Origin of the sequence: Cytobacillus massiliigabonensis, assembly GCF_900199725.1 — a bacterium.
Classification (GTDB): Bacteria; Bacillota; Bacilli; order Bacillales; family Cytobacillaceae; genus Cytobacillus; species Cytobacillus massiliigabonensis.
On sequence record NZ_LT904903.1, the window covers coordinates 227,529 to 246,229 of the forward strand.

At 38.2% G+C, this 18,701-nt stretch carries 19 protein-coding genes; 18 read left to right on the plus strand and 1 reads right to left on the minus strand.

Annotation, left to right across the window (positions count from 1 at the left end; all coding sequences use genetic code 11):
• Nucleotides 1-65 precede the first annotated feature (65 nt).
• The 7 genes from C1726_RS07130 to C1726_RS07160 all read left to right on the plus strand — a co-directional run bounded on the left by C1726_RS07130 (nt 66) and on the right by C1726_RS07160 (nt 9,212).
• On the plus strand, nt 66-1,304 hold the full coding sequence (locus C1726_RS07130) for a M20 family metallo-hydrolase (RefSeq protein WP_102272560.1): 1,239 nt from the start codon (nt 66-68) through the stop codon (nt 1,302-1,304).
• A 58-nt stretch (nt 1,305-1,362) separates the two neighbouring features.
• Nucleotides 1,363-2,757 (plus strand): aminotransferase family protein, encoded by a 1,395-nt coding sequence (locus C1726_RS07135; RefSeq protein ID WP_102272561.1) that lies wholly within the window; start codon nt 1,363-1,365, stop codon nt 2,755-2,757.
• Nucleotides 2,758-2,802: 45 nt separating this feature from the next.
• A complete protein-coding gene (locus tag C1726_RS07140) occupies nt 2,803-4,272 on the plus strand; it encodes an aldehyde dehydrogenase family protein (protein WP_142385080.1) in 1,470 nt (489 codons plus the stop codon).
• A 137-nt stretch (nt 4,273-4,409) separates the two neighbouring features.
• Entirely contained in the window at nt 4,410-5,747 is a 1,338-nt protein-coding gene (locus tag C1726_RS07145; RefSeq protein ID WP_102272563.1) for an APC family permease, read from the plus strand.
• 69 nt (nt 5,748-5,816) lie between these two features.
• Nucleotides 5,817-7,616, plus strand: coding sequence for an amidohydrolase (locus C1726_RS07150; RefSeq protein WP_102272564.1), 1,800 nt, complete (start codon nt 5,817-5,819; stop codon nt 7,614-7,616).
• Nucleotides 7,617-7,760: 144 nt separating this feature from the next.
• Nucleotides 7,761-8,342, plus strand: a complete 582-nt coding sequence (gene def, locus C1726_RS07155; protein ID WP_102272565.1) for a peptide deformylase — start codon at nt 7,761-7,763, stop codon at nt 8,340-8,342.
• A gap of 27 nt (nt 8,343-8,369) precedes the next feature.
• Complete coding sequence (locus C1726_RS07160; protein ID WP_102272566.1) at nt 8,370-9,212, plus strand: pentapeptide repeat-containing protein; 843 nt, start codon at nt 8,370-8,372, stop codon at nt 9,210-9,212.
• 116 nt (nt 9,213-9,328) lie between these two features.
• Here the strand turns inward: C1726_RS07160 and C1726_RS07165 are convergent, their stop codons facing one another.
• Nucleotides 9,329-9,949, minus strand: a complete 621-nt coding sequence (locus C1726_RS07165; RefSeq protein ID WP_102272567.1) for a class I SAM-dependent methyltransferase — start codon at nt 9,947-9,949, stop codon at nt 9,329-9,331.
• A gap of 110 nt (nt 9,950-10,059) precedes the next feature.
• Here C1726_RS07165 and C1726_RS07170 point away from each other — a divergent pair, with 110 nt between their 5' ends.
• The 11 genes from C1726_RS07170 to C1726_RS07220 all read left to right on the plus strand — a co-directional run bounded on the left by C1726_RS07170 (nt 10,060) and on the right by C1726_RS07220 (nt 18,693).
• Nucleotides 10,060-10,674: a LysE/ArgO family amino acid transporter gene (locus tag C1726_RS07170; RefSeq protein ID WP_102272568.1), complete on the plus strand. Its 615-nt coding sequence runs from the start codon at nt 10,060-10,062 to the stop codon at nt 10,672-10,674.
• Nucleotides 10,675-10,743: 69 nt separating this feature from the next.
• Nucleotides 10,744-11,310, plus strand: coding sequence for a nucleotidyltransferase family protein (locus tag C1726_RS07175; RefSeq protein ID WP_102272569.1), 567 nt, complete (start codon nt 10,744-10,746; stop codon nt 11,308-11,310).
• Between the two features lie 16 nt (nt 11,311-11,326).
• On the plus strand, nt 11,327-12,340 hold the full coding sequence (locus tag C1726_RS07180) for a serine hydrolase domain-containing protein (protein WP_102272570.1): 1,014 nt from the start codon (nt 11,327-11,329) through the stop codon (nt 12,338-12,340).
• 226 nt (nt 12,341-12,566) lie between these two features.
• Nucleotides 12,567-13,127: a GNAT family N-acetyltransferase gene (locus C1726_RS07185; protein ID WP_102272571.1), complete on the plus strand. Its 561-nt coding sequence runs from the start codon at nt 12,567-12,569 to the stop codon at nt 13,125-13,127.
• Between the two features lie 72 nt (nt 13,128-13,199).
• Nucleotides 13,200-13,760 carry an AAA family ATPase gene (locus C1726_RS07190; protein WP_102272572.1) on the plus strand — a complete coding sequence of 187 codons (561 nt, stop codon included), beginning with the start codon at nt 13,200-13,202 and terminating at the stop codon, nt 13,758-13,760.
• A 40-nt stretch (nt 13,761-13,800) separates the two neighbouring features.
• The gene (locus C1726_RS07195) at nt 13,801-14,475 is read left to right on the plus strand and encodes an HAD family hydrolase (protein WP_102272573.1); all 675 of its coding nucleotides are present in this window, start codon (nt 13,801-13,803) and stop codon (nt 14,473-14,475) included.
• Nucleotides 14,476-14,480: 5 nt separating this feature from the next.
• Nucleotides 14,481-15,692 (plus strand): multidrug effflux MFS transporter, encoded by a 1,212-nt coding sequence (locus tag C1726_RS07200; RefSeq protein ID WP_102272574.1) that lies wholly within the window; start codon nt 14,481-14,483, stop codon nt 15,690-15,692.
• Between the two features lie 74 nt (nt 15,693-15,766).
• Nucleotides 15,767-16,231 (plus strand): DUF6157 family protein, encoded by a 465-nt coding sequence (locus C1726_RS07205; protein WP_235822727.1) that lies wholly within the window; start codon nt 15,767-15,769, stop codon nt 16,229-16,231.
• A gap of 163 nt (nt 16,232-16,394) precedes the next feature.
• Entirely contained in the window at nt 16,395-17,207 is an 813-nt protein-coding gene (locus C1726_RS07210; RefSeq protein ID WP_102272576.1) for a TrmB family transcriptional regulator, read from the plus strand.
• A gap of 61 nt (nt 17,208-17,268) precedes the next feature.
• Nucleotides 17,269-18,156, plus strand: coding sequence for a DMT family transporter (locus tag C1726_RS07215; protein WP_102272577.1), 888 nt, complete (start codon nt 17,269-17,271; stop codon nt 18,154-18,156).
• Nucleotides 18,157-18,234: 78 nt separating this feature from the next.
• Nucleotides 18,235-18,693, plus strand: coding sequence for a GNAT family N-acetyltransferase (locus C1726_RS07220; protein WP_102272578.1), 459 nt, complete (start codon nt 18,235-18,237; stop codon nt 18,691-18,693).
• Nucleotides 18,694-18,701 lie beyond the last annotated feature (8 nt).

An 18,701-nucleotide genomic window follows, 5' to 3' on the forward strand; every position in this document is an offset into this window, starting at 1 on the left:
GAGTTTTTCAATGAATTGCACTTTGGCATAAAAATTGCATCAATATTGATTGAGGAGGTAAGTGAATGGAGATAACGAAACTTAGAGTTAACAGAAAGCGTTTACTTGATACTATTAATGTAAGCTCTTCCATAGGAACATTAGATAATGGGGGGTTAAATCGGCTAGCTTTAACAGAAGAAGATAAAGAGATGAGAAACATATTTGTTCAATGGCTGCAAGATGAGAAGTTAGAAGTTCGATATGATGACTTTGGAAATATATACGGAAGAAGAAAAGGGAAGTGGAATGATCGTCCAGCCGTAGCAGTCGGCTCACATTTAGATACACAGCCTTGCGGCGGACGCTTTGATGGAGTATTAGGTGTTTTAACTGCATTAGAAGTAATCCGTACACTTAACGAGAATAATATTGAGACTGATTATCCGATTGAAATTGTTAATTTTACAAATGAAGAAGGTGCCCGCTTTGAACCGCCGATGCTAGGCTCTGGTGGTGTTGTAGGAGAATTTACAAAAGACTTTATCTATAGTGCAAAGGATAATGAAGACATTTCATTTCAAGAGGCATTATTAAAAATTCAATACATGGGGGAAGAAAGGCACAGATTGAGAAATATAAAGAACTTTATCGAGCTCCATGTGGAACAAGGCCCCGTTCTTGAAAATAAGAACAAGTTAATTGGAATTGTTGAAGGAATTCAAGGAATAAGCTGGCTGAATGTAAAGGTAGTAGGAGAGACAAATCACGCTGGACCTACTCCGATGGAAAACCGCAAAGATGCACTTGCACCTTCCGCTAAAATGGTCACGAAAGTTTATGAAATAACAAATGAAATGGAAGGTTTAAAAACAACAGTAGGAAAACTTAATGTCAAACCGAATATTACGAATGTTATACCCGGTGAAGTTGAATTTATGATTGACGTTCGGCATGAGGATGATGAAGTTAGAGCGAGTGCAATTGATAGACTAAGAGAGCAGTTAAGTACCATTGCCGTAATGAATAATGTAGAGGTTACCATTTCAACGGACTGGCATTCAGATACCGTACTATTTTCCTCGAGTGTCATGGATGCTATTAATGAAGCGGCAGACTTGCTGGGATATTCAAAGACAAGATTATTTAGCGGCCCCGGACATGATGCAAAATATATAAGTAAAATAGCTGATACTGGGATGATTTTTTTACCTAGTATTAACGGGATAAGCCATAATGAAAAAGAATTGACTCTCGAGGATGATATTGAGAAGGGGGCAAATGTCCTTCTGTACACCATTCTAAAACTTGCAATGACCCAATAACTTCTAATTTAGTTAAACTGACTTTTATAAAAATATATTTACTGGGGGCATGATTGAAATGAATCAAAATCAAACAATTATTAATGAAAAGTACAAATCATTGGCAGTTGAACTTTCTGGATTAGACCGTAAACATCTTCTTCACCCATCCACAAATCCAAAATTACAGGCGCAAACTGGTCCCAAACTTATTTTTACAGGAGGAGAGGGAATTTATCTCCATGATATGAGCGGAAAAAAATATATTGATGGAGTTTCCATGCTTTGGAATGTCAATTTGGGGCATGGAAACAAAGAATTGGCAGAGGCTGCTTACGATCAGATGGTAAATGTGGCGTATGCTTCTGCATTTTATGGCTATGCAAATGAGCCCACTGTTCGCTTGGCTGAAAAAATTGCTTCATTAACACCGGGAGATTTAAATACAGTTTTCTTCACTTCCGGAGGATCAGAATCAAATGATACTGCATTTAAATTATCGAGGTTCTATTGGCAATTACAAGGATATACAGAGAAAAGAACGATTATTTCATTAAAGAGAGGGTATCACGGTGTAACAGTAGCTGCACAAAGGGCAACTGGCATAGAGGTTTACCGTGAATTCTCGGGATCAACTGACCCTGATATTGTAAATGCTAAAGCGCATCTGACAGAATGTGAGCTTGGTGACAAAAATCATCCAGAGTATGAGGGGTGTATTAGAAGCATCATTGAAAAGCTCGGCAAAGATAAGGTTGCGGCTGTTATTTTGGAACCAATTCAAGGTGCTGGCGGAGTTCATATTCCTCCCGATGGGTATCTTCAGGCGGTTAGAAAACTATGTGATGAGTTTGATATCCATCTTATTGCGGACGAGGTTATTTGTGGCTTTGGACGTACAGGCAAAATGTTCGGGGTAGATCATTGGGATGTAGTTCCTGACTTTATGTCCATTGCAAAGGGGATCACTAGCGGATACATCCAGCTTGGCGGTGTTGTGATGAGAGAAAAAATCAGAGATGCTTTCACGTCATATGATGGCATGCTTGCGCATGGTTTCACTTACAGCGGGCATCCAACAGCTTGTGCAGTAGGCTTGAAAAATATTGAGATATTAGAACGTGACGGCTTAATTGGCAGAACCCAAATATTGGGGGGGCAACTAGAGAAAGGGCTTCGCTATTTAGAAGATAAATATGAATTTGTATCAGGGTCAAGAGTTAAGGGTTTATTGGCTGGTTTTGATTTAATGAAAGATCCTGATAAACATATTCCTTTCGATGAATCCGTTAAAGCGTCAGTCAGTGTTGTAGATGAAGCTTATCAAAGGGGCTTATTGATCAGGCCATTTGATTTTGAACCAGGGATGAATATTATCGCGATTGCACCGCCTTTTATCACTACTGATAATGAGCTAGAACGAATTATTAATATAGTAGATGATTCTTTAGCGGCCTTTTCAAAAAAGCTTTAAGAGAAATTGAAGGGTAGAAAGGAGGCAGTTTAATTGATAGGGAACATGGTTCATTTACACCCAAAAGTAGTTGAGTTTTTAAAAGGGCCAAAAAAATTATTTATAAATGGAGAATGGGTTGAATCTGTTGAAGGGGAAACTTTTCAAACGATTAATCCTGCAACAGGAGAAAAACTAGCAGATGTATATGCGGCATCAGAGAAGGATGTTCATCTAGCTGCCCAAGCTGCTTCAAACGCTTTTGAAGAGGGGCCTTGGCCAAACATTTCCTCATCAGAAAGATCGAAACTCATGCATAAACTAGCTGATTTAATGGAGCGGGATATACAGGTGTTTGCAGAGCTTGATACATTAGATAATGGCAAGCCAATTAAAGAAATGCTAACTGGCGATCTTCCTAATGCAATCGAACAGCTTAGATATTTTGCAGGCTGGACGACAAAAATGACTGGTCAGACGATTCCTATTTCAACATCCCATTTAAACTACACCCACCATGAGCCAGTTGGTGTGGTTGGACAGATTATTCCTTGGAATTTTCCAATTATGATGGCTCTATGGAAGATTGCCCCTGCTCTTGCAACAGGTTGTACAATCATCCTAAAGCCTGCGGAACAAACCCCTTTATCAGCTTTATATTTAGCTAAGTTAATAGAGGAGGCAGGATTTCCTAAAGGAGTTATCAACATTCTTAATGGCTTTGGAAAAATAGCTGGAAATGCGCTAGTCAAACATCCAAAAGTCAATAAAATTGCTTTCACTGGTTCAACCCCTGTTGGTCAAGCCATTATGAAAGAGGCCGCAAACACAATGAAACGGGTCACGCTGGAGCTTGGAGGCAAATCACCAAATATAATTTTACCTGATGCGGATCTGGATAAAGCGATTCCAGGTGTATTTTCAGGGATTATGGCAAATCAAGGTCAAGTATGCTGTGCAGGCTCAAGAGTGTTTATACCAGATCATCTTTATAACGAGGTAATGGATAGATTAGTAGAGTATGCTGGAAAGGTAAAACTAGGAAATGGATTGGAAGAGTCAACAGAAATGGGTCCTCTCGTCTCTAAAAGGCAGCTAGAAATTGTTACCTCCTATATTGAAAAGGGGATAAAAGAAGGAGCGAATCTTTTAATCGGCGGGAAGAGCTCTGACAAAGGCTATTTTGTAAAGCCAACCGTATTTGCTGATGTAAAAGATGATATGACCATAGCCAAAGAAGAGATTTTCGGTCCAGTTGTAGCTGCAATGCCATATAAAAGTATCGATGAAGTTGTACAACGTGCCAACAGCAGCCCATACGGATTAGCAGCAGGTTTGTGGACGGAAAATCTAAAAAATGCTCATACGATTTCAAGAAAATTAAAGGCAGGCACTGTCTGGGTTAATTGCTATAACATCACGAATGCAGCTGCTCCTTTTGGAGGGTATAAAGAATCTGGATTCGGCCGCGAGATGGGATCGTATGCTTTAAATAATTACACAGAAGTGAAAAGCGTATGGGTTAACTTAGAATAAAAAGCCTTACCTAACAACCCTCAATTAATAGGATGGGTAATTGAAGGGTGTTAGGTAAGACTGTTAAAAATTGAAAGCGGATTCAATTAAGAGAGAAATTATTTAAACTTAAAGTCTTAGAGGAAAAGGGTGTTCATATGGATGAGACGAATCAGCTTCAGAGAAGGCTGAAATTAAAGCATGTTGTCGCAATTGGAATTGCTTATATGTCTCCATTTGCTGTATTTGATACTTTTGGAATTGCTTCAGACGTGTCTTCAGGACATGTGCCGGCAGCATATATTGTCGTTTTTACGGCAATCCTTTTTACTGCTTTAAGCTATGGAAAGTTAGTAAAGAAATATCCGACAGCAGGCTCAGTTTACACATACACTAAAAATATTTTGAATCCATACTTAGGAATAATTGCTGGATGGATCACTTTTCTTGCATATTTAGCCTTGCCGATGATCAATGCCTTATTGGCCAAAATCTATTTATCTGCTGCCATGCCTGAAGTGCCTGATTGGGTTTGGATTGTAGGGTTAATTCTTGTCATTAGTATTTTAAATATTTTCGGGGTTAAGCTGGCGGCTTCTTTAAATATGCTGCTTGTCGCTTTCCAGTTTATTGTTGGGGTCATCTTTATTTACCTTAATGTGCGTTCAATTATAAAAGGTCCAGAATCCTTTATTTCTCTTAGTGAATTATTTCCTTCTAGTATGGGGATTTCTGGTCTTTTTGCAGGTGCTGCGCTTCTAGCTTTATCCTTTATCGGATTTGATGCGATTACTACACTTTCAGAGGAGACGGTTGAACCGAAAAAGACAATTCCAAGGGCAATTATTTTAGTAGCGTCAATAGGGGGAATCTTTTTCTTCTTGGTTACTTACTTTATGCAGTCCCTTTTTCCAGATGTATCTGTGTTTAATGATATCGAAGGTGCCTCTCCAGAGATTGCCTTTACCATTGGAGGAAACCTTTTCTTGTCAATATTCACAGCAGGTGCCATATTCTCCGTATTTGCTTCCGGCTTAGCATCTCAAGTAAGTGCATCAAGGCTGTTATATGCTATGGGAAGGGATAAGGTTTTGCCTAAACGGTTCTTTGGACATCTTCATTCTAAATTTAATACACCCGTTCCAAATATTCTATTTATTGGGCTTCTAGCGCTTTCCTCCTTATTTCTAGATTTAACAATGGCAACATCCCTTATAAATGTCGGTGCATTTACCGCGTTTAGCTTTGTAAATATCTGTGTAATTGTAGATTATTTTAAATCCAATATAAAGCGTACGATTGGATTTACCTTTGGAAATTTGATCGGTCCCCTAATTGGACTGGGCTTCATTATCTATTTATGGAGCAGCCTTGATTTAACTTCAATTATTGTAGGATTAATATGGGCTTTCCTTGGTATCATTTATTTAATCTTCTCAACCGGCTTCTTCAAGAAAGACCCTCCAAAGATCGACTTTGAAGAGTTAGAAATGTAACCTTAAAATCCCTACTTTCTAATATTGGCATGTTTAAAATATCCAAAAACAATAAGGAGTGAAATGTTTATGAATAGTGTTTTGCGCAGCAAGCTGCTTTTTTTGATCTTCATCCTTATTCCGTTTGTTTTCATGCTAGGTGCTTGTACTGAGAAATCAGATGTAACCCCCCAAAAGAAAACAGATTCTACAGGTAAAAAGAACGAGGAGGCATCTGATGATCAAGCCACACTCGTATTAAAAAATGGGATCGTTTACACCATGGAGGAAGATCAGCCAATTGCTGAAGCGGTCGCCGTAAAAGATGGAGAAATCCAGTTTGTAGGAAGCAGTTCTGATGTAGAAAAGTATGTAGGAGACGACACGGAGGTCATTGATCTGGAAGACAAGATGGTATCACCTGGTTTTATAGATGGGCATACTCATCCGCCAGGCATTTGGACCTCTAAACTTTTTGAAGTAGAACTTACTAGTCTTAACACGCATGAAGACTATTTGAAAGCTGTTGCTGATTTTCAGAAGAAAAACCCTAATGCAGAAATCATCCTTGGCGGCGGCTGGAAATATGGGCCATATGAACAGTCGGATGGTACGAATCTTGGACCGACAAAAGAAGAATTAGATGAGATTGTTCCAGATATTCCTGTCATTCTCGTATCTATCGACCGCCACGCTGTATGGGCTAACTCTAAGGCGTTTGAGTTGGCTGGAATTGAAGAAAATACACCGAATCCTAAAGGTGGCGAGATCGTACGCAATCCAGATGGAACTCCCCGCGGTGTTGTGCGCGAAGAAGGAGATTTATTCAATAAAGTACTAGATATGGCTCCGCCACTTACTAAAGAGCAAAGAAAAGAAGCGATGTTAAAGTATATGGAAGAAGCAAACAGCTTCGGTATTACTGGTGTGCAAAATATTGGCGGTGTTGAAATGTGGGAGGAAATAAGACAGGAAGGAAAGTTAACAATGCGAGTCGCTGGTGCGCCATTCATTGACCCGGGAATGAAGCCGGAGGATGCTGTTCAACAAATACTGGCTGATCGAGAAACGTACAAATCAGATTGGATTATGGTAAATACAGCAAAAATATTTGCCGATGGTGTCACCGAAGCGGCGACAGCTCTCTACCTTGAACCCTATGGCTCAGGCGCTAACAAAGGGCATGATCATCATGGAGATACGTCATGGGAGACTGACACACTTAATGAAATGGTCGCTGCGCTTGATAAGGAAGGTGTACAGGCGCATATACATGCGATCGGTGATGGGGCTGTCAATATGAGTCTTGATGCATATGAGTTTGCTGCCAATGCTAACGGAAAAAGGGATTCTCGGCATACCATTACTCATATTAGTGCAATTCGTGATAGCGAAATCTCACGCATGGCAAAAATGAATGTCATTGCCTCAATGCAACCATTCTGGTTTTATAAGGATCAGTACTATGATGCAGAAAAGGCGATGCTAGGGGAGGAACGTGCGCTTGCTATGTATCCAACTCGAGAAATGTGGGATGCTGGCGTAACGATTGCTAGCAGCAGCGATTATCCGCCTACCCCTGATTACCGCCCATTGAACGCGATAGAAACCGGAGTTACAAGAAACAGCCCATATCCAGAAGAGCAAGATACTGATTTGGTGCGTAACATTGATCAAGCGCTAACTGTAAAGGAAATGCTGCAGTCATACACAAAGAATGCTGCTTATCAAATATTCCGCGAAAATGACTTAGGTTCCCTTAAAATTGGTAAAAAGGCGGATATGGTTGTTCTTGGAGAGGACCTTACAAAGATTGAACCAAAAATCATTTCTGAAACTTCTATTGTTTACACAATAGTTGATGGGAAGATTGTATATAAAGGAAAATAAGAGCGGGAAGGGAGGTTAATTTCTTTTTAGCTATTGTAAATGATCTGAAAAAAATTAAGCCGGAAAAAAGATGTCCAATTTACTGGACATCTTTTTTATTCATATTATATCTTTTAAATAAGAAAAATACTGAGGTGTTTATTTATGAGTAAGTTCCAGTCAAATTATATGATTACAATGAAAGATATAGTTCAAGAAGGGACAGATGTATTACGAGTAAAAACGAAAGAGGTGAACATCCCGCTTTTAGAAGAGGATAGAGAAGCTTTATTATGTATGCTTCAATATTTGAAAAACAGTCAGGAGCCTTCAATCGCAAAAAAATATAAATTACGTCCTGGATCCGGATTATCTGCTAACCAAATCGGTCTTGATAAGCGGATGTTTGCTGCACTTTTTACTAATGAAAGAAACGAAGAAGCTGAATACATGATGATTAACCCAAGGATTGTTAGTCATTCTGTAAATATGATTTATCTACCTGAAGGGGAAGGGTGTCTCTCAGTAGATCGGGATGTGAAGGGGTATGTACCTAGATATGAACGAATCAAGGTAAAAGCGTATGATATTAATGGGCAAGAAGTTGAATACAAATTGAAAGGCTATGGTTCAATCGTAGTTCAGCATGAAATGGATCATTTAAACGGTATCATGTTTTATGATCGTATCAATAAAGAAAATCCCTTTAAATTACCAGAAAATGTAGAGATACGCAGCTTGTATTAATACGTGAGAGGAAGTGTACGTGCTTTTATGAAAAAGAATACAATTCCCGATGAGTTGCGTTCAGATTGTAAAAATTGTTTCGGCTTGTGCTGTGTTGCTCTCCCTTACGCAAAATCGGCTGATTTTGCTTTTAATAAGGATGGGGGAGCTCCATGTCCTAACCTGCAAGCAGATTTTCGCTGTGGGATTCATAACCAGCTTAGGGAGAAAGGATTTCGTGGCTGTGTATCCTATGAGTGTTTTGGTGCAGGGCAGAAGGTGTCACAAGTGACTTATCATGGAAACGACTGGCGTGATCATCCAGCATTAGCTAAGGAAATGTTTGATGTTTTACCGCGCATGCAGCAGCTACATGAAATGCTTTATTACTTAAATGAAGCCCTTTGTCAGGAAGAAGCCAAATCAATCTATAGAGAATTGCAGACTGCTGTAGAAGAAACAGAACTTCTGACAAACCTAAACTCTGAATCTATCTTAAGCCTCGATATACCAGCCCACAGGATGAAAGTGAATGAATTGCTTCTTCGAACAAGTGAACTAGTACGAGCAAAAGTCACCTTAAAGAAGAATCAAAAGAAGCACAGCAAAATAGGCAGGGGAAGTGACCTGATCGCGGCAAAATTAAGAGGGGTTGATCTTAGAGGCGCCAATTTAAGGGGAGCTTTGTTAATCGCAGCAGACTTAAGAGATGCTGATATGAGAGATGCAGACTTAATTGGTGCGGACTTTAGAGATGCTGATTTAAGCGGGGCTAATCTCACAGGGAGTCTTTTTCTTACTCAAGCTCAAGTGAATGCGGCCAGAGGAGATATTCATACGAAACTGCCTTCTGCCTTACAAGCTCCCGAGCATTGGAAGGAAGTAGGATAACTACAAATGAATGAGTGAATTTGGCAGTTGATAAAAAAGAGCAATGAAAAGGTAAATAGATGAGGAGCGTGTTTTGAAAAATCTTTCTCAAATTACGCTCTATTTTTCACCTTTTTCTATAAATTGTTGCTGTGCATATTAATTTTGCTTCCTTTAATACAAAGCCACTTCTTATTTTCATGTTCATAAAACATTATTGCATTAAAGCCAGTTCTTTTTAACAATTGTTCCATTTCCTTTTTTGTTTTATAAGTTTCCATATGATAATTAACTTTATATATTTCGGCAATTATTAAGAGTTCCCCGTCGTGTTTAAGTACCCTATAAATTTCTTTTGCTGCGCTTTCTATGTCCGGCCAGAAGTAGTGGGTTTGAAAAGCTGTAATCGTATCAAATGTATTTTCTGAAAAGGGAATGCTGGTGACGCTTGCTTGTTGAATTCTCACTTTTCCTAATTCTACATCTTGTTTATTTGTTCTTATAGAATCTTTTACTGCTTGATTTGAATAATCAATTCCGTATATTTTTCCTTCTGCATTCATTTTGGACAATAATTGAATTGTTCTTCCCCCGCCACAGCCTAAGTCCAAAATGACTGCTTCTTTTTTCAGCTTTATCTTTTCTAAAGCCCATTTATTCATTCCAGAATGGGCAGAATTCATTATCCTCAACATAAATGAACCTGTAATTCCCTTTGGGTTTTTAGCTTGCTCTATTAATCTTTTTAACAGGTTCAATTCTATACCATCCTTTAAATTTACTTTTTTATTAATTATAACCAAATGGGTGAAGAGGATGTTAATTTTTTCTTATAGTATGGATAAAATTATCTATCAGGAGGAGTAAAATGTTAGAAGCAATTCTTCATGGGCTTATTTTAGCATTTGGGTTAATCTTGCCATTAGGTGTGCAGAATGTATTTGTTTTTAATCAAGGTGCGGTTCAGCCTCAGTTTCGAAGGGCACTGCCAGTTATTTTGACTGCCTCTATTTGTGATACGCTATTAATTTCCCTAGCTGTTTTAGGGGTGTCGGTTGTTGTTCTTGAATACATTTGGTTAAAAGCTATACTTCTCACTGCCGGTTTTTTGTTTTTAATCTATATGGGTTTTATTACTTGGAGAAGTAAACCGGAGAGTGATGAACAAGCAGCGATTGTTTCGTTCACTCCGAAAAAGCAAATTGCATTTGCCATGTCAGTCTCACTGCTAAATCCACATGCCATTCTAGATACAGTCGGTGTAATAGGTACGAGCTCATTAAAGTATGCAGGAAACGAAAAGACAGCATTTGCTGTTATATGCATCCTTGTTTCCTGGGCATGGTTTATGGGGTTAGGTGTTGCTGGAAGAATTACAGGGAAGCTGGATAAATCAGGAAGGCTGCTATTGATATTAAATAAAGTATCGGCAATCGTCATGTGGGGAACAGCTATTTATATTGGGTCATCGCTTATCATATGAATCTTGTTAAGAGGATTTCCATATGAATAGACGAAATAGTTATATATATTTTAAGAGGGAGTTACCAGGATGCTTAAAAGTAAAGAAGATATCATTGCAGTAATTGAAGAAGACCTATGGATGATGGAGCTTTTACGGACTGCAAAGGAATTGAAATTGCCTGATTGGTGGATTTGCGCCGGGTTTGTACGATCAAAAATTTGGGATGTGCTTCATGGCTTTAGTGAGAGAACGAGAATACCAGATATAGATGTTATCTACTTTGATCAGACGAATCTGGATGAATCGGAGGAAAAGAGGCTTGAAAAAGAGCTTCATTCACGTCTGCCGTTTATTCCTTGGTCGGTAAAGAACCAAGCGAGAATGCACGTTATTAATCATTTTCCTCCGTATCTATCTTCCGTTGATGCAATTTCGAAATTTCCTGAAACAGTTACTGCACTAGGAGTTAAGCTTGATGATAGTGACAACCTGATCTTGACAGCACCTTGTGGAATTAAGGATGTATTAATGATGGAGGTAAATCCTACTCCTTTTTTCAAAGAAACGAAAGAGCTTGCGTTAATATACGAGCAGCGGCTGAAGAAAAAGAACTGGAGCTCTGTTTGGAATAAGATAACAGTCACCCATATATAGAGGAGGTACATGACGGTTGAAGCTGAAACAGAAATTAAATAACCAATTCCAGTCTGTTGAATTACATGCTAGAAATACATCTAACATGGTTGATTGTTCCGGTGCAAGTGTAATGGTTATTCACAATGACCAAATTGTTACAGAAGCATACTGGGGAAAACACTCGAAAGCACCTGATGCACGCCCGATTCAAGAGGATTCCCAATTTCATGTAGCGTCTGTCCGAAAAAGTTATATCGGTTTTGCAGCTGCATACGCGATACATAATGGTTACATCGATTCAATTGATGATGAAGTAACGAAATATCTGCCTAATGTAAATACTGAACTTTTCGCTATAACGACGATTAGGCACCTGCTAACACATAGCCATGGATTACAGACACTTGAAGGGATAATCATTCGGGAATTTCCGCCGGGGCAGAGCTGGGCATACCGTGATATAAGCATAGAAATTTTGACTCAGCTGATCCGCTGTGCCACTGGAAAAACTATTGCAGAAATCCTTAAAGAACAAGTTTTTAATCCTTTAGGATTTAATGAAACGGGCTGGTATGATGACCAAAATGAGAAATTAGCGGAAGTGATCAGAGACAGAGATAACAAGTTTTGGTCTCTTGATAAAGGGACGGATGGAAATAAAAAAAACATGTATGTATCCACAAGAGAGCTTGCTTACTGGGGATATCTTCATTTAAAGCAAGGACGTATTGATGGAAAGCAAGTCGTGGCAAAGGAGATCATTCAGCTGGCTACCTCTCTGCAAAGTCCTGGCTTAATAAATATGGATCTTCCTCAAAACGGATTTTTATGGTTTGTAAAGGATCTGCCTGCGAAGAAGACGGAAATAGGGGAACTCGTGCCAGGGGGTTCTTTTCAAATCCTAGGATATACAAGTGTAGCGGTATTGGTAATTCCTAAGCGCAATATCGTTGCGGTTCGCATGTTTAATAGCTTTGGTTCCCCTCCTGGGTACGATTATTTAGCAGATATTCGCGCATTTGGGGATACGGTAATGAAATGTGTATAGAGAATCATTGTGCACATCATGATTTATCTGCGAAAATTGACTATTTATCTACGAAATTTAGAATATATCTACGATAATGACTCACATATCTACGAAATTAAGGATATATCGATTTTTCGACAAAATTGCTGCAATTCGTTCCAAATATTTATAATTTTTATGAAATTGCTTGTGCGATCAGAGTGAATTCGTTATAACTATATAAAATGCTAAAAGGATGAGGTCTATGAATCCATTACTATTTGATTTTCCAGATGAATTTGAAACAGACAGATTAATCATTCGGACGCCAAGACCAGGAGATGGAAAGACAGTCTATGAATCTATTAAAGCTTCAATAACTGAGCTGAAGCCATGGATGCCGTTTGCGCAGAAAGAACAGTCGGAAACCGATGTAGAAGTCAATATTAGAGAATCATATATTAACTTTTTAAAAAGAGTTGACTTAAGATTGCTGGTTTTCTTAAAAGAAACAGGAGAATTTATCGCTTCCTCTGGCTTGCATAAAATCGATTGGTCGATACCCAAGTTTGAAATCGGCTACTGGATTGATACAAGACATAGCGGCAAAGGATATATGACAGAGGCTGTTCAAGGCATTACAGACTTTGCGGTAAATGAGCTAAAGGCTCGAAGAATAGAAATACGCTGTGAATCAACAAACATAAAAAGCCGTGCAATTCCGGAAAGATTGGGCTTTGTATTGGAAGGCATTCTAAGGAACGAAGGATTATCTGCTGAAACGAATGAATTAAGAGATACTTGTGTATACGTCAAAGTAATATAAATGGGATAGAATCTAAGGCTGTCGAAAGGCGGTCTTCTTTCGTTTATTAAAAAGTAAAACATGGAGGCTATTATGAAATTTGTGCTGATTTTCGGTCCGCAGGCAGTTGGGAAAATGACTGTTGGACAAGAATTAGAAAAAATGACTGATATGAAACTGTTTCATAACCATATGACGATTGAATTAGTTAATCAATTTTTTTCATATGGAACGAAAGAAGGGAATCGATTAGTAAGCTTATTTCGCCAAGAAATATTTGAAGAAGTATCCAAGAGCAATTTATACGGACTAATTTTCACCTATGTTTGGGCGTTTGATCTGCAATCGGATTGGGATTATATCGATAAAGTCTGTAAACTTTTTGAATCTAATGGCGGAACTGTTTACTTTGTAGAACTTGAAGCTGAAATGGAAGAAAGATTGGAGCGGAACAAAAGTTTTAATAGACTGGAGCATAAACCTTCAAAGAGAGACATAGAGTGGTCTGAACGAGATTTAATCTCTACGATGGAAAAGCACCGGTTAAATTCAGTCGAGGGAGAAATGACAAGAGAAAATTATATAAAAATAAATAATACATCCATTAGTTCAGCAGAAGCTGCCCATATCATTAAAGAAAAGTTTCAATTATAAAACAATTACTATTTGAAATCTAATGAAAGCGGGAACGGAAATGATTAAAGCGGTTGTATTTGATTTAGATGGTACGTTGTTAAATCGGGATGCATCGTTAAAAAATTTTTTAGATGAACAATACAAGCGGTTATATCAATATTTAGGACATATTCAAATTGAGAAGTATACTTCAAGATTTATAGAATTAGATCAGCGAGGATATGTTGGAAAGGATTTGGTATATCAGCAATTGATCGGTGAATTTAATATTAGCGGAATATCCCAGGAGAGCTTACATCAGGACTATATAAATGAATTTAGCAGCTGCTGTGTTCCCTTTTCTAATCTCCTAAACATATTAGAAAGCTTAAAAGAAAGATCCATTCGCTTAGGAATCATTACGAATGGAAAAGGAAAATTTCAAATGGATAATATTAAGGCTTTAGGGATAGAAAGCTATTTTGATGCCATTCTCATTTCTGAAAGGGAAGGAATAAAAAAGCCAAATCCTGAAATATTTAAGAAGGCTATAAGTAAATTGGATGCAGCAGCCTATGAAAGTATGTATGTGGGTGACCATCCAGAAAATGATGTGCTGGGATCTAAAAATATAGGAATGTCAGCAGTATGGAAAAAAGACATGTACTGGGGACATGCTGAAGCAGATTTTGTTATTAATGATTTAATGGAACTGCTTAAAATTGTTGAATCCCAAGAAGGAAGGACTTATTAGCAATTATGAATTCTCTACAACAAATCCAGGTCAAGAAACCATTAGCGAAAGTATGGATGGTCCTTATATTGGGCTCCTTAACAGCCTTTGGTCCATTATCGCTAGATATGTATTTGCCATCCTTGCCCATTGTGGCTGATGATTTGCATACAACAGCTTCTCTTGCACAATTGAGTTTAACCTTTTGTTTATTAGGGCTGGCCTTAGGGCAATTATTTTTTGGACCGTTAAGTGATATACAGGGGAGGCGGAGACCGCTTGTACTGACTTTAATCATTTATTCGGTTTCGTCTATTTTGTGCGCTTTTAGTCCAAATGTATGGATCCTTGTTTCGCTCCGTTTTATTCAAGGTCTGACTGGTGCCGCAGGAATTGTCATTGCTCGGGCAACCGCACGAGATCAATATACGGGCAAAGATTTAACGAAGTTTGTTTCACTCTTAGCACTCGTTAACGGTGCGGCACCGATTCTTGCACCTATTTCGGGTGGGGTTATTTTGCAGTTTGCTAGTTGGCAAACCGTGTTTATTATTCTAGGAATTATCGGATTATTGATGTTTATTGTTGTTGCACTTTTTCTTCCAGAAACATTGCCTGAAGAGAAAAGGTCAGAGGGCAGTATGCTGGCTACACTAAAGACGTTCCGCAATCTTATTAAGGATCGCGTGTTTATAGGATTTGCGCTGACGCAAGCCTTTATTTCAACAAGCATGTTTGCATATATTGCGGGCTCTCCCTTTGTGCTGCAAAACCTTTACAATGTAACACCACAGCAATTTAGCTTATTATTTGCGCTGAATGGAATCGGAATTATACTATTTGCCCAAATCACAGGGCGTTTAGCTAGTACCATTAGTGAAGTAAAATTACTAATGAGCGGCATTGTTATCGCAGCTGCAGGAAGTATGCTTTTGCTTATCGTTACCTTTTTACATCTTTCTTTATTTGCTATGGCAATTGCGTTATTTCTAGTTGTGGCAAGTGTTGGGATTGTATCGACAACTTCCTTTTCTTTATCTATGCAAAGTCAAGGAAGGTCTGCGGGAAGCGCTTCTGCACTGCTGGGATTATTGCCGTTTATAGGGGGAGCCATTGTTTCTCCATTAGTAGGTGTCGCTGGTGAACAAAGTGCTGTTCCAATGACAATTATTATTGCGATTTTTAATCTGGGTGCTTTGCTTTTATATAGCATTCTTTTGCAAAAGCGAAACAAATAGCAATTTGTAATAGTAAATTTAGATAGAATTGGGCAGAAAGAATATAGAATTTCCTTGAAAAAGGAGGGAAGATGTTGGATAAGAAAGATATCAATTACTATCAGACATTTATAACCGTTTCACCAGATTGTCCGGCAAAGGAAGGAATTGTGCCTCCTCTTCGAAAGGGAGGTGCAACCAAATCTCGGATTGAATATGATCTTCTCTCAAGCCAACCATATACATACACTCAGAAGGATCTTATTTTTGAGGTATATATACGCCATAAATTGATTCCAGAGGAAGAGCTGCAGGCAAGAGGAAATCAGATTAGAGAAGAGCTATTTCAAAAATCCCAAGCTTGTTTAAGAGCCTCAATGCTTCCCAAAAAATATGGATGGGGCCTTCATTTTGATCGTGCAGGGAAAATAGCCCTCTACGGTGTTGAATCTTCTGAATATCAAAGGTACTTTTTGAACGAAGGAAATGAACTAAAGTTACTGCCTGCTATGCGAAACAGCCGTTTGCGTCCTAAGACCAGCAATATTATTGATGAATAGAGGAAGATCAAGAACGGGCATTGTCATGCTCGTTTTATTATTTATTAAAGGAATTATTATCCTTATGCTGCCTTATAAGTCAGTCTATTCAGATTTATCTATAGACTTTTTATTACAAATCAACTATAGTTGTTGTTAATATAACTACTATTGTGGAGGGCTTATGGAGGACAAAGCAATTATTGAATTGCAAAAACATGGTTTTTCGAAGTATGAATGCAAAGCATACATAGGTTTATTGAAATCACCCGCTGTTACCGGTTATGAATTAAGCAAACGTTCTGGCGTTCCGAGGTCTATGATATATGAAGTACTGGGAAAACTTCTTGATAAGGGAGCAATCCAAACAGTTCCTTCTGATCCTATTGTTTATAAACCAGTTGAGCCGAAACAACTGCTTTCTCGTCTAAAAGAAGAAATGAATACATCTTTAGAATGGCTGGAATCATCGCTAACCATGTTTGAAAGTGACCAGAAAGTGGATGTGGTGACAAGGATTGTCCATTATGAGCATATTGTACAAGAAATGATTTCTATGATTCGACTCTCGAAAAAGGCGATTTGGCTATCCGTATGGTCACCGATTGTGAAAGAGATTGAAATGGCTATTCGGGAGAAAGAAGGATCCATCCCGATATTTACAGTTTTATTTGGAGCTGAAGAAAAGTCGCTAGGTCATACTTATCATCACAATTATATGGCGCCAGATATTGTTAGTAAACGAATGGGTGGATATTTAACGATTGTCATTCGTGATGAAGAGGAAGCGCTAATTGCGAAATTTAGTGACAGAGGTTCTGAATGGGCTGTAAAGTCAACAGATCCTGCACTTGTCCTTATTGCAACTGAATATATTCGGCACGATATAATGGTGGAAGAAACGATTAATATGCTCGGTCCCGATAAGCTAGAAGCGCTTTGGAAAAGTCGAGAAGACTTAATTCAAGTAATGACGGGAAAAAACAGCTTAGAGTAAGCTGTTTTTTTATCAAATGAACTTAGTTGTTATTGTTCTAACTACCTGAGGAGGGAACTATATGTATCCAAAACTTAAATTTTCGCTTTCAATGGCTATTTTCGGTTCTATCGGTTTATTTTCAATAAAAACTGGACTTCCCTCTATTGAGCTAGTTTTCGTCCGCTGTGTTTGTGCTAGTATACTTCTGGGGATAATCTGGGGATTCCATTCGTTAAAAACAAAAAATCAGATAAAGACGGCTATTCCACGCCGTGAGTATATACTTGCGCTGCTTTGTGGTGTATTTCTTGTCATAAACTGGGTCTTTTTCTTTCGTTCATTCGAGGTTATGCCTATTACTGTGGCAGTTTCTATCTATCATTTAGCACCTGTTATTGTTCTTCTTCTAGGCACTATCATCTTTAAAGAAAAAATAACCGGTTTAGGATTGTTGTTTTTCTTTATCTGCTTTTTAGGAACCTTGTTAGTTGGGGGAATTCACCAACAATCATCCATTGCTGAGTTCCTATCAAATGGGGTTCTTTGGGCTTTTGCGGCAGCATTCTTCTATGCTCTTACTTCTATTACAGGTAAGGGGATTCAAATCCTTAGCCCACTCGCGACAACAGTCATTCAAACTACTTTGGGTATTATTTTATTGTTTCCATTAGTGGAATGGTCAAACTTTCAGCATCTTACCTTTGAAAATTGGCTTTATATTCTTGTTACAGGGTTCATTCATACTGGATTTGTCTTCTACCTATTTTTCAGCGGTTTACGTGAGCTAAAGGCGCACACAATTGCAATTTTAGTTTTCATTGATCCGATTGTTGCCATCTTATTAGATGTACTTATTTTGGATTATCGTCCGGATATTTTCCAGTTAATAGGGATCCTTCTTGTGTTTGTGGGGATTAGCTATGCACCAAAAAAGAGAAAGAATTTAGAAAAAGCAGCTGCTTATTAGCAGGAGTATTTCGATGGATAAGCTAATATAGATAAAGTAAACTTAACAGTCTATGAAAAAAGAAAGTGAGATGGAATTATGTCTCTTCACATTCGTGAAGTAACAGAAGAGAATTGGCGTTTAGTGGCTGGCTTATCCGTATCTGAACAACAAACCCAATTTATTGAAAGCAATGCTTATTCGTTAGCGGAATCGAAATTCGAAAATAATGGAGTATCAGTTGGCTTATATGATGGTGAAATACTTGTTGGTTATGCGATGTATGGATGGCCATCTGATGCAAATCGAAGTGCTTGGCTGGATCGTTTTATGATAGATTACCGTTTCCAAGGAAAAGGGTATGCTAAACAATTTTTGCCTCTTTTGCTAGAATATATTCAGCAGCAATACGATTGTCAAAAAATTTATCTGAGTCTGCATCCTGATAATAAACCTGCTCAAAAATTATATGAATCGTTTGGATTTTATTTAAATGGTGAAGTGGATGACAGTGGACCTGTTTTCGGTGTTGTTATGGAATTAAAGGTTAATATATAAAAAAGACG

Coding starts and splice junctions, on each gene's coding strand:
- C1726_RS07130 (WP_102272560.1), top strand. CDS start 66: ATGGAGATAACGAAACTTAGAGTTAACAGAAAGCGTTTACTTGATACT.
- C1726_RS07135 (WP_102272561.1), top strand. CDS start 1,363: ATGAATCAAAATCAAACAATTATTAATGAAAAGTACAAATCATTGGCA.
- C1726_RS07140 (WP_142385080.1), top strand. CDS start 2,803: ATGGTTCATTTACACCCAAAAGTAGTTGAGTTTTTAAAAGGGCCAAAA.
- C1726_RS07145 (WP_102272563.1), top strand. CDS start 4,410: ATGGATGAGACGAATCAGCTTCAGAGAAGGCTGAAATTAAAGCATGTT.
- C1726_RS07150 (WP_102272564.1), top strand. CDS start 5,817: ATGAATAGTGTTTTGCGCAGCAAGCTGCTTTTTTTGATCTTCATCCTT.
- def (WP_102272565.1), top strand. CDS start 7,761: ATGAGTAAGTTCCAGTCAAATTATATGATTACAATGAAAGATATAGTT.
- C1726_RS07160 (WP_102272566.1), top strand. CDS start 8,370: ATGAAAAAGAATACAATTCCCGATGAGTTGCGTTCAGATTGTAAAAAT.
- C1726_RS07170 (WP_102272568.1), top strand. CDS start 10,060: ATGTTAGAAGCAATTCTTCATGGGCTTATTTTAGCATTTGGGTTAATC.
- C1726_RS07175 (WP_102272569.1), top strand. CDS start 10,744: ATGCTTAAAAGTAAAGAAGATATCATTGCAGTAATTGAAGAAGACCTA.
- C1726_RS07185 (WP_102272571.1), top strand. CDS start 12,567: ATGAATCCATTACTATTTGATTTTCCAGATGAATTTGAAACAGACAGA.
- C1726_RS07190 (WP_102272572.1), top strand. CDS start 13,200: ATGAAATTTGTGCTGATTTTCGGTCCGCAGGCAGTTGGGAAAATGACT.
- C1726_RS07195 (WP_102272573.1), top strand. CDS start 13,801: ATGATTAAAGCGGTTGTATTTGATTTAGATGGTACGTTGTTAAATCGG.
- C1726_RS07200 (WP_102272574.1), top strand. CDS start 14,481: ATGAATTCTCTACAACAAATCCAGGTCAAGAAACCATTAGCGAAAGTA.
- C1726_RS07210 (WP_102272576.1), top strand. CDS start 16,395: ATGGAGGACAAAGCAATTATTGAATTGCAAAAACATGGTTTTTCGAAG.
- C1726_RS07215 (WP_102272577.1), top strand. CDS start 17,269: ATGTATCCAAAACTTAAATTTTCGCTTTCAATGGCTATTTTCGGTTCT.
- C1726_RS07220 (WP_102272578.1), top strand. CDS start 18,235: ATGTCTCTTCACATTCGTGAAGTAACAGAAGAGAATTGGCGTTTAGTG.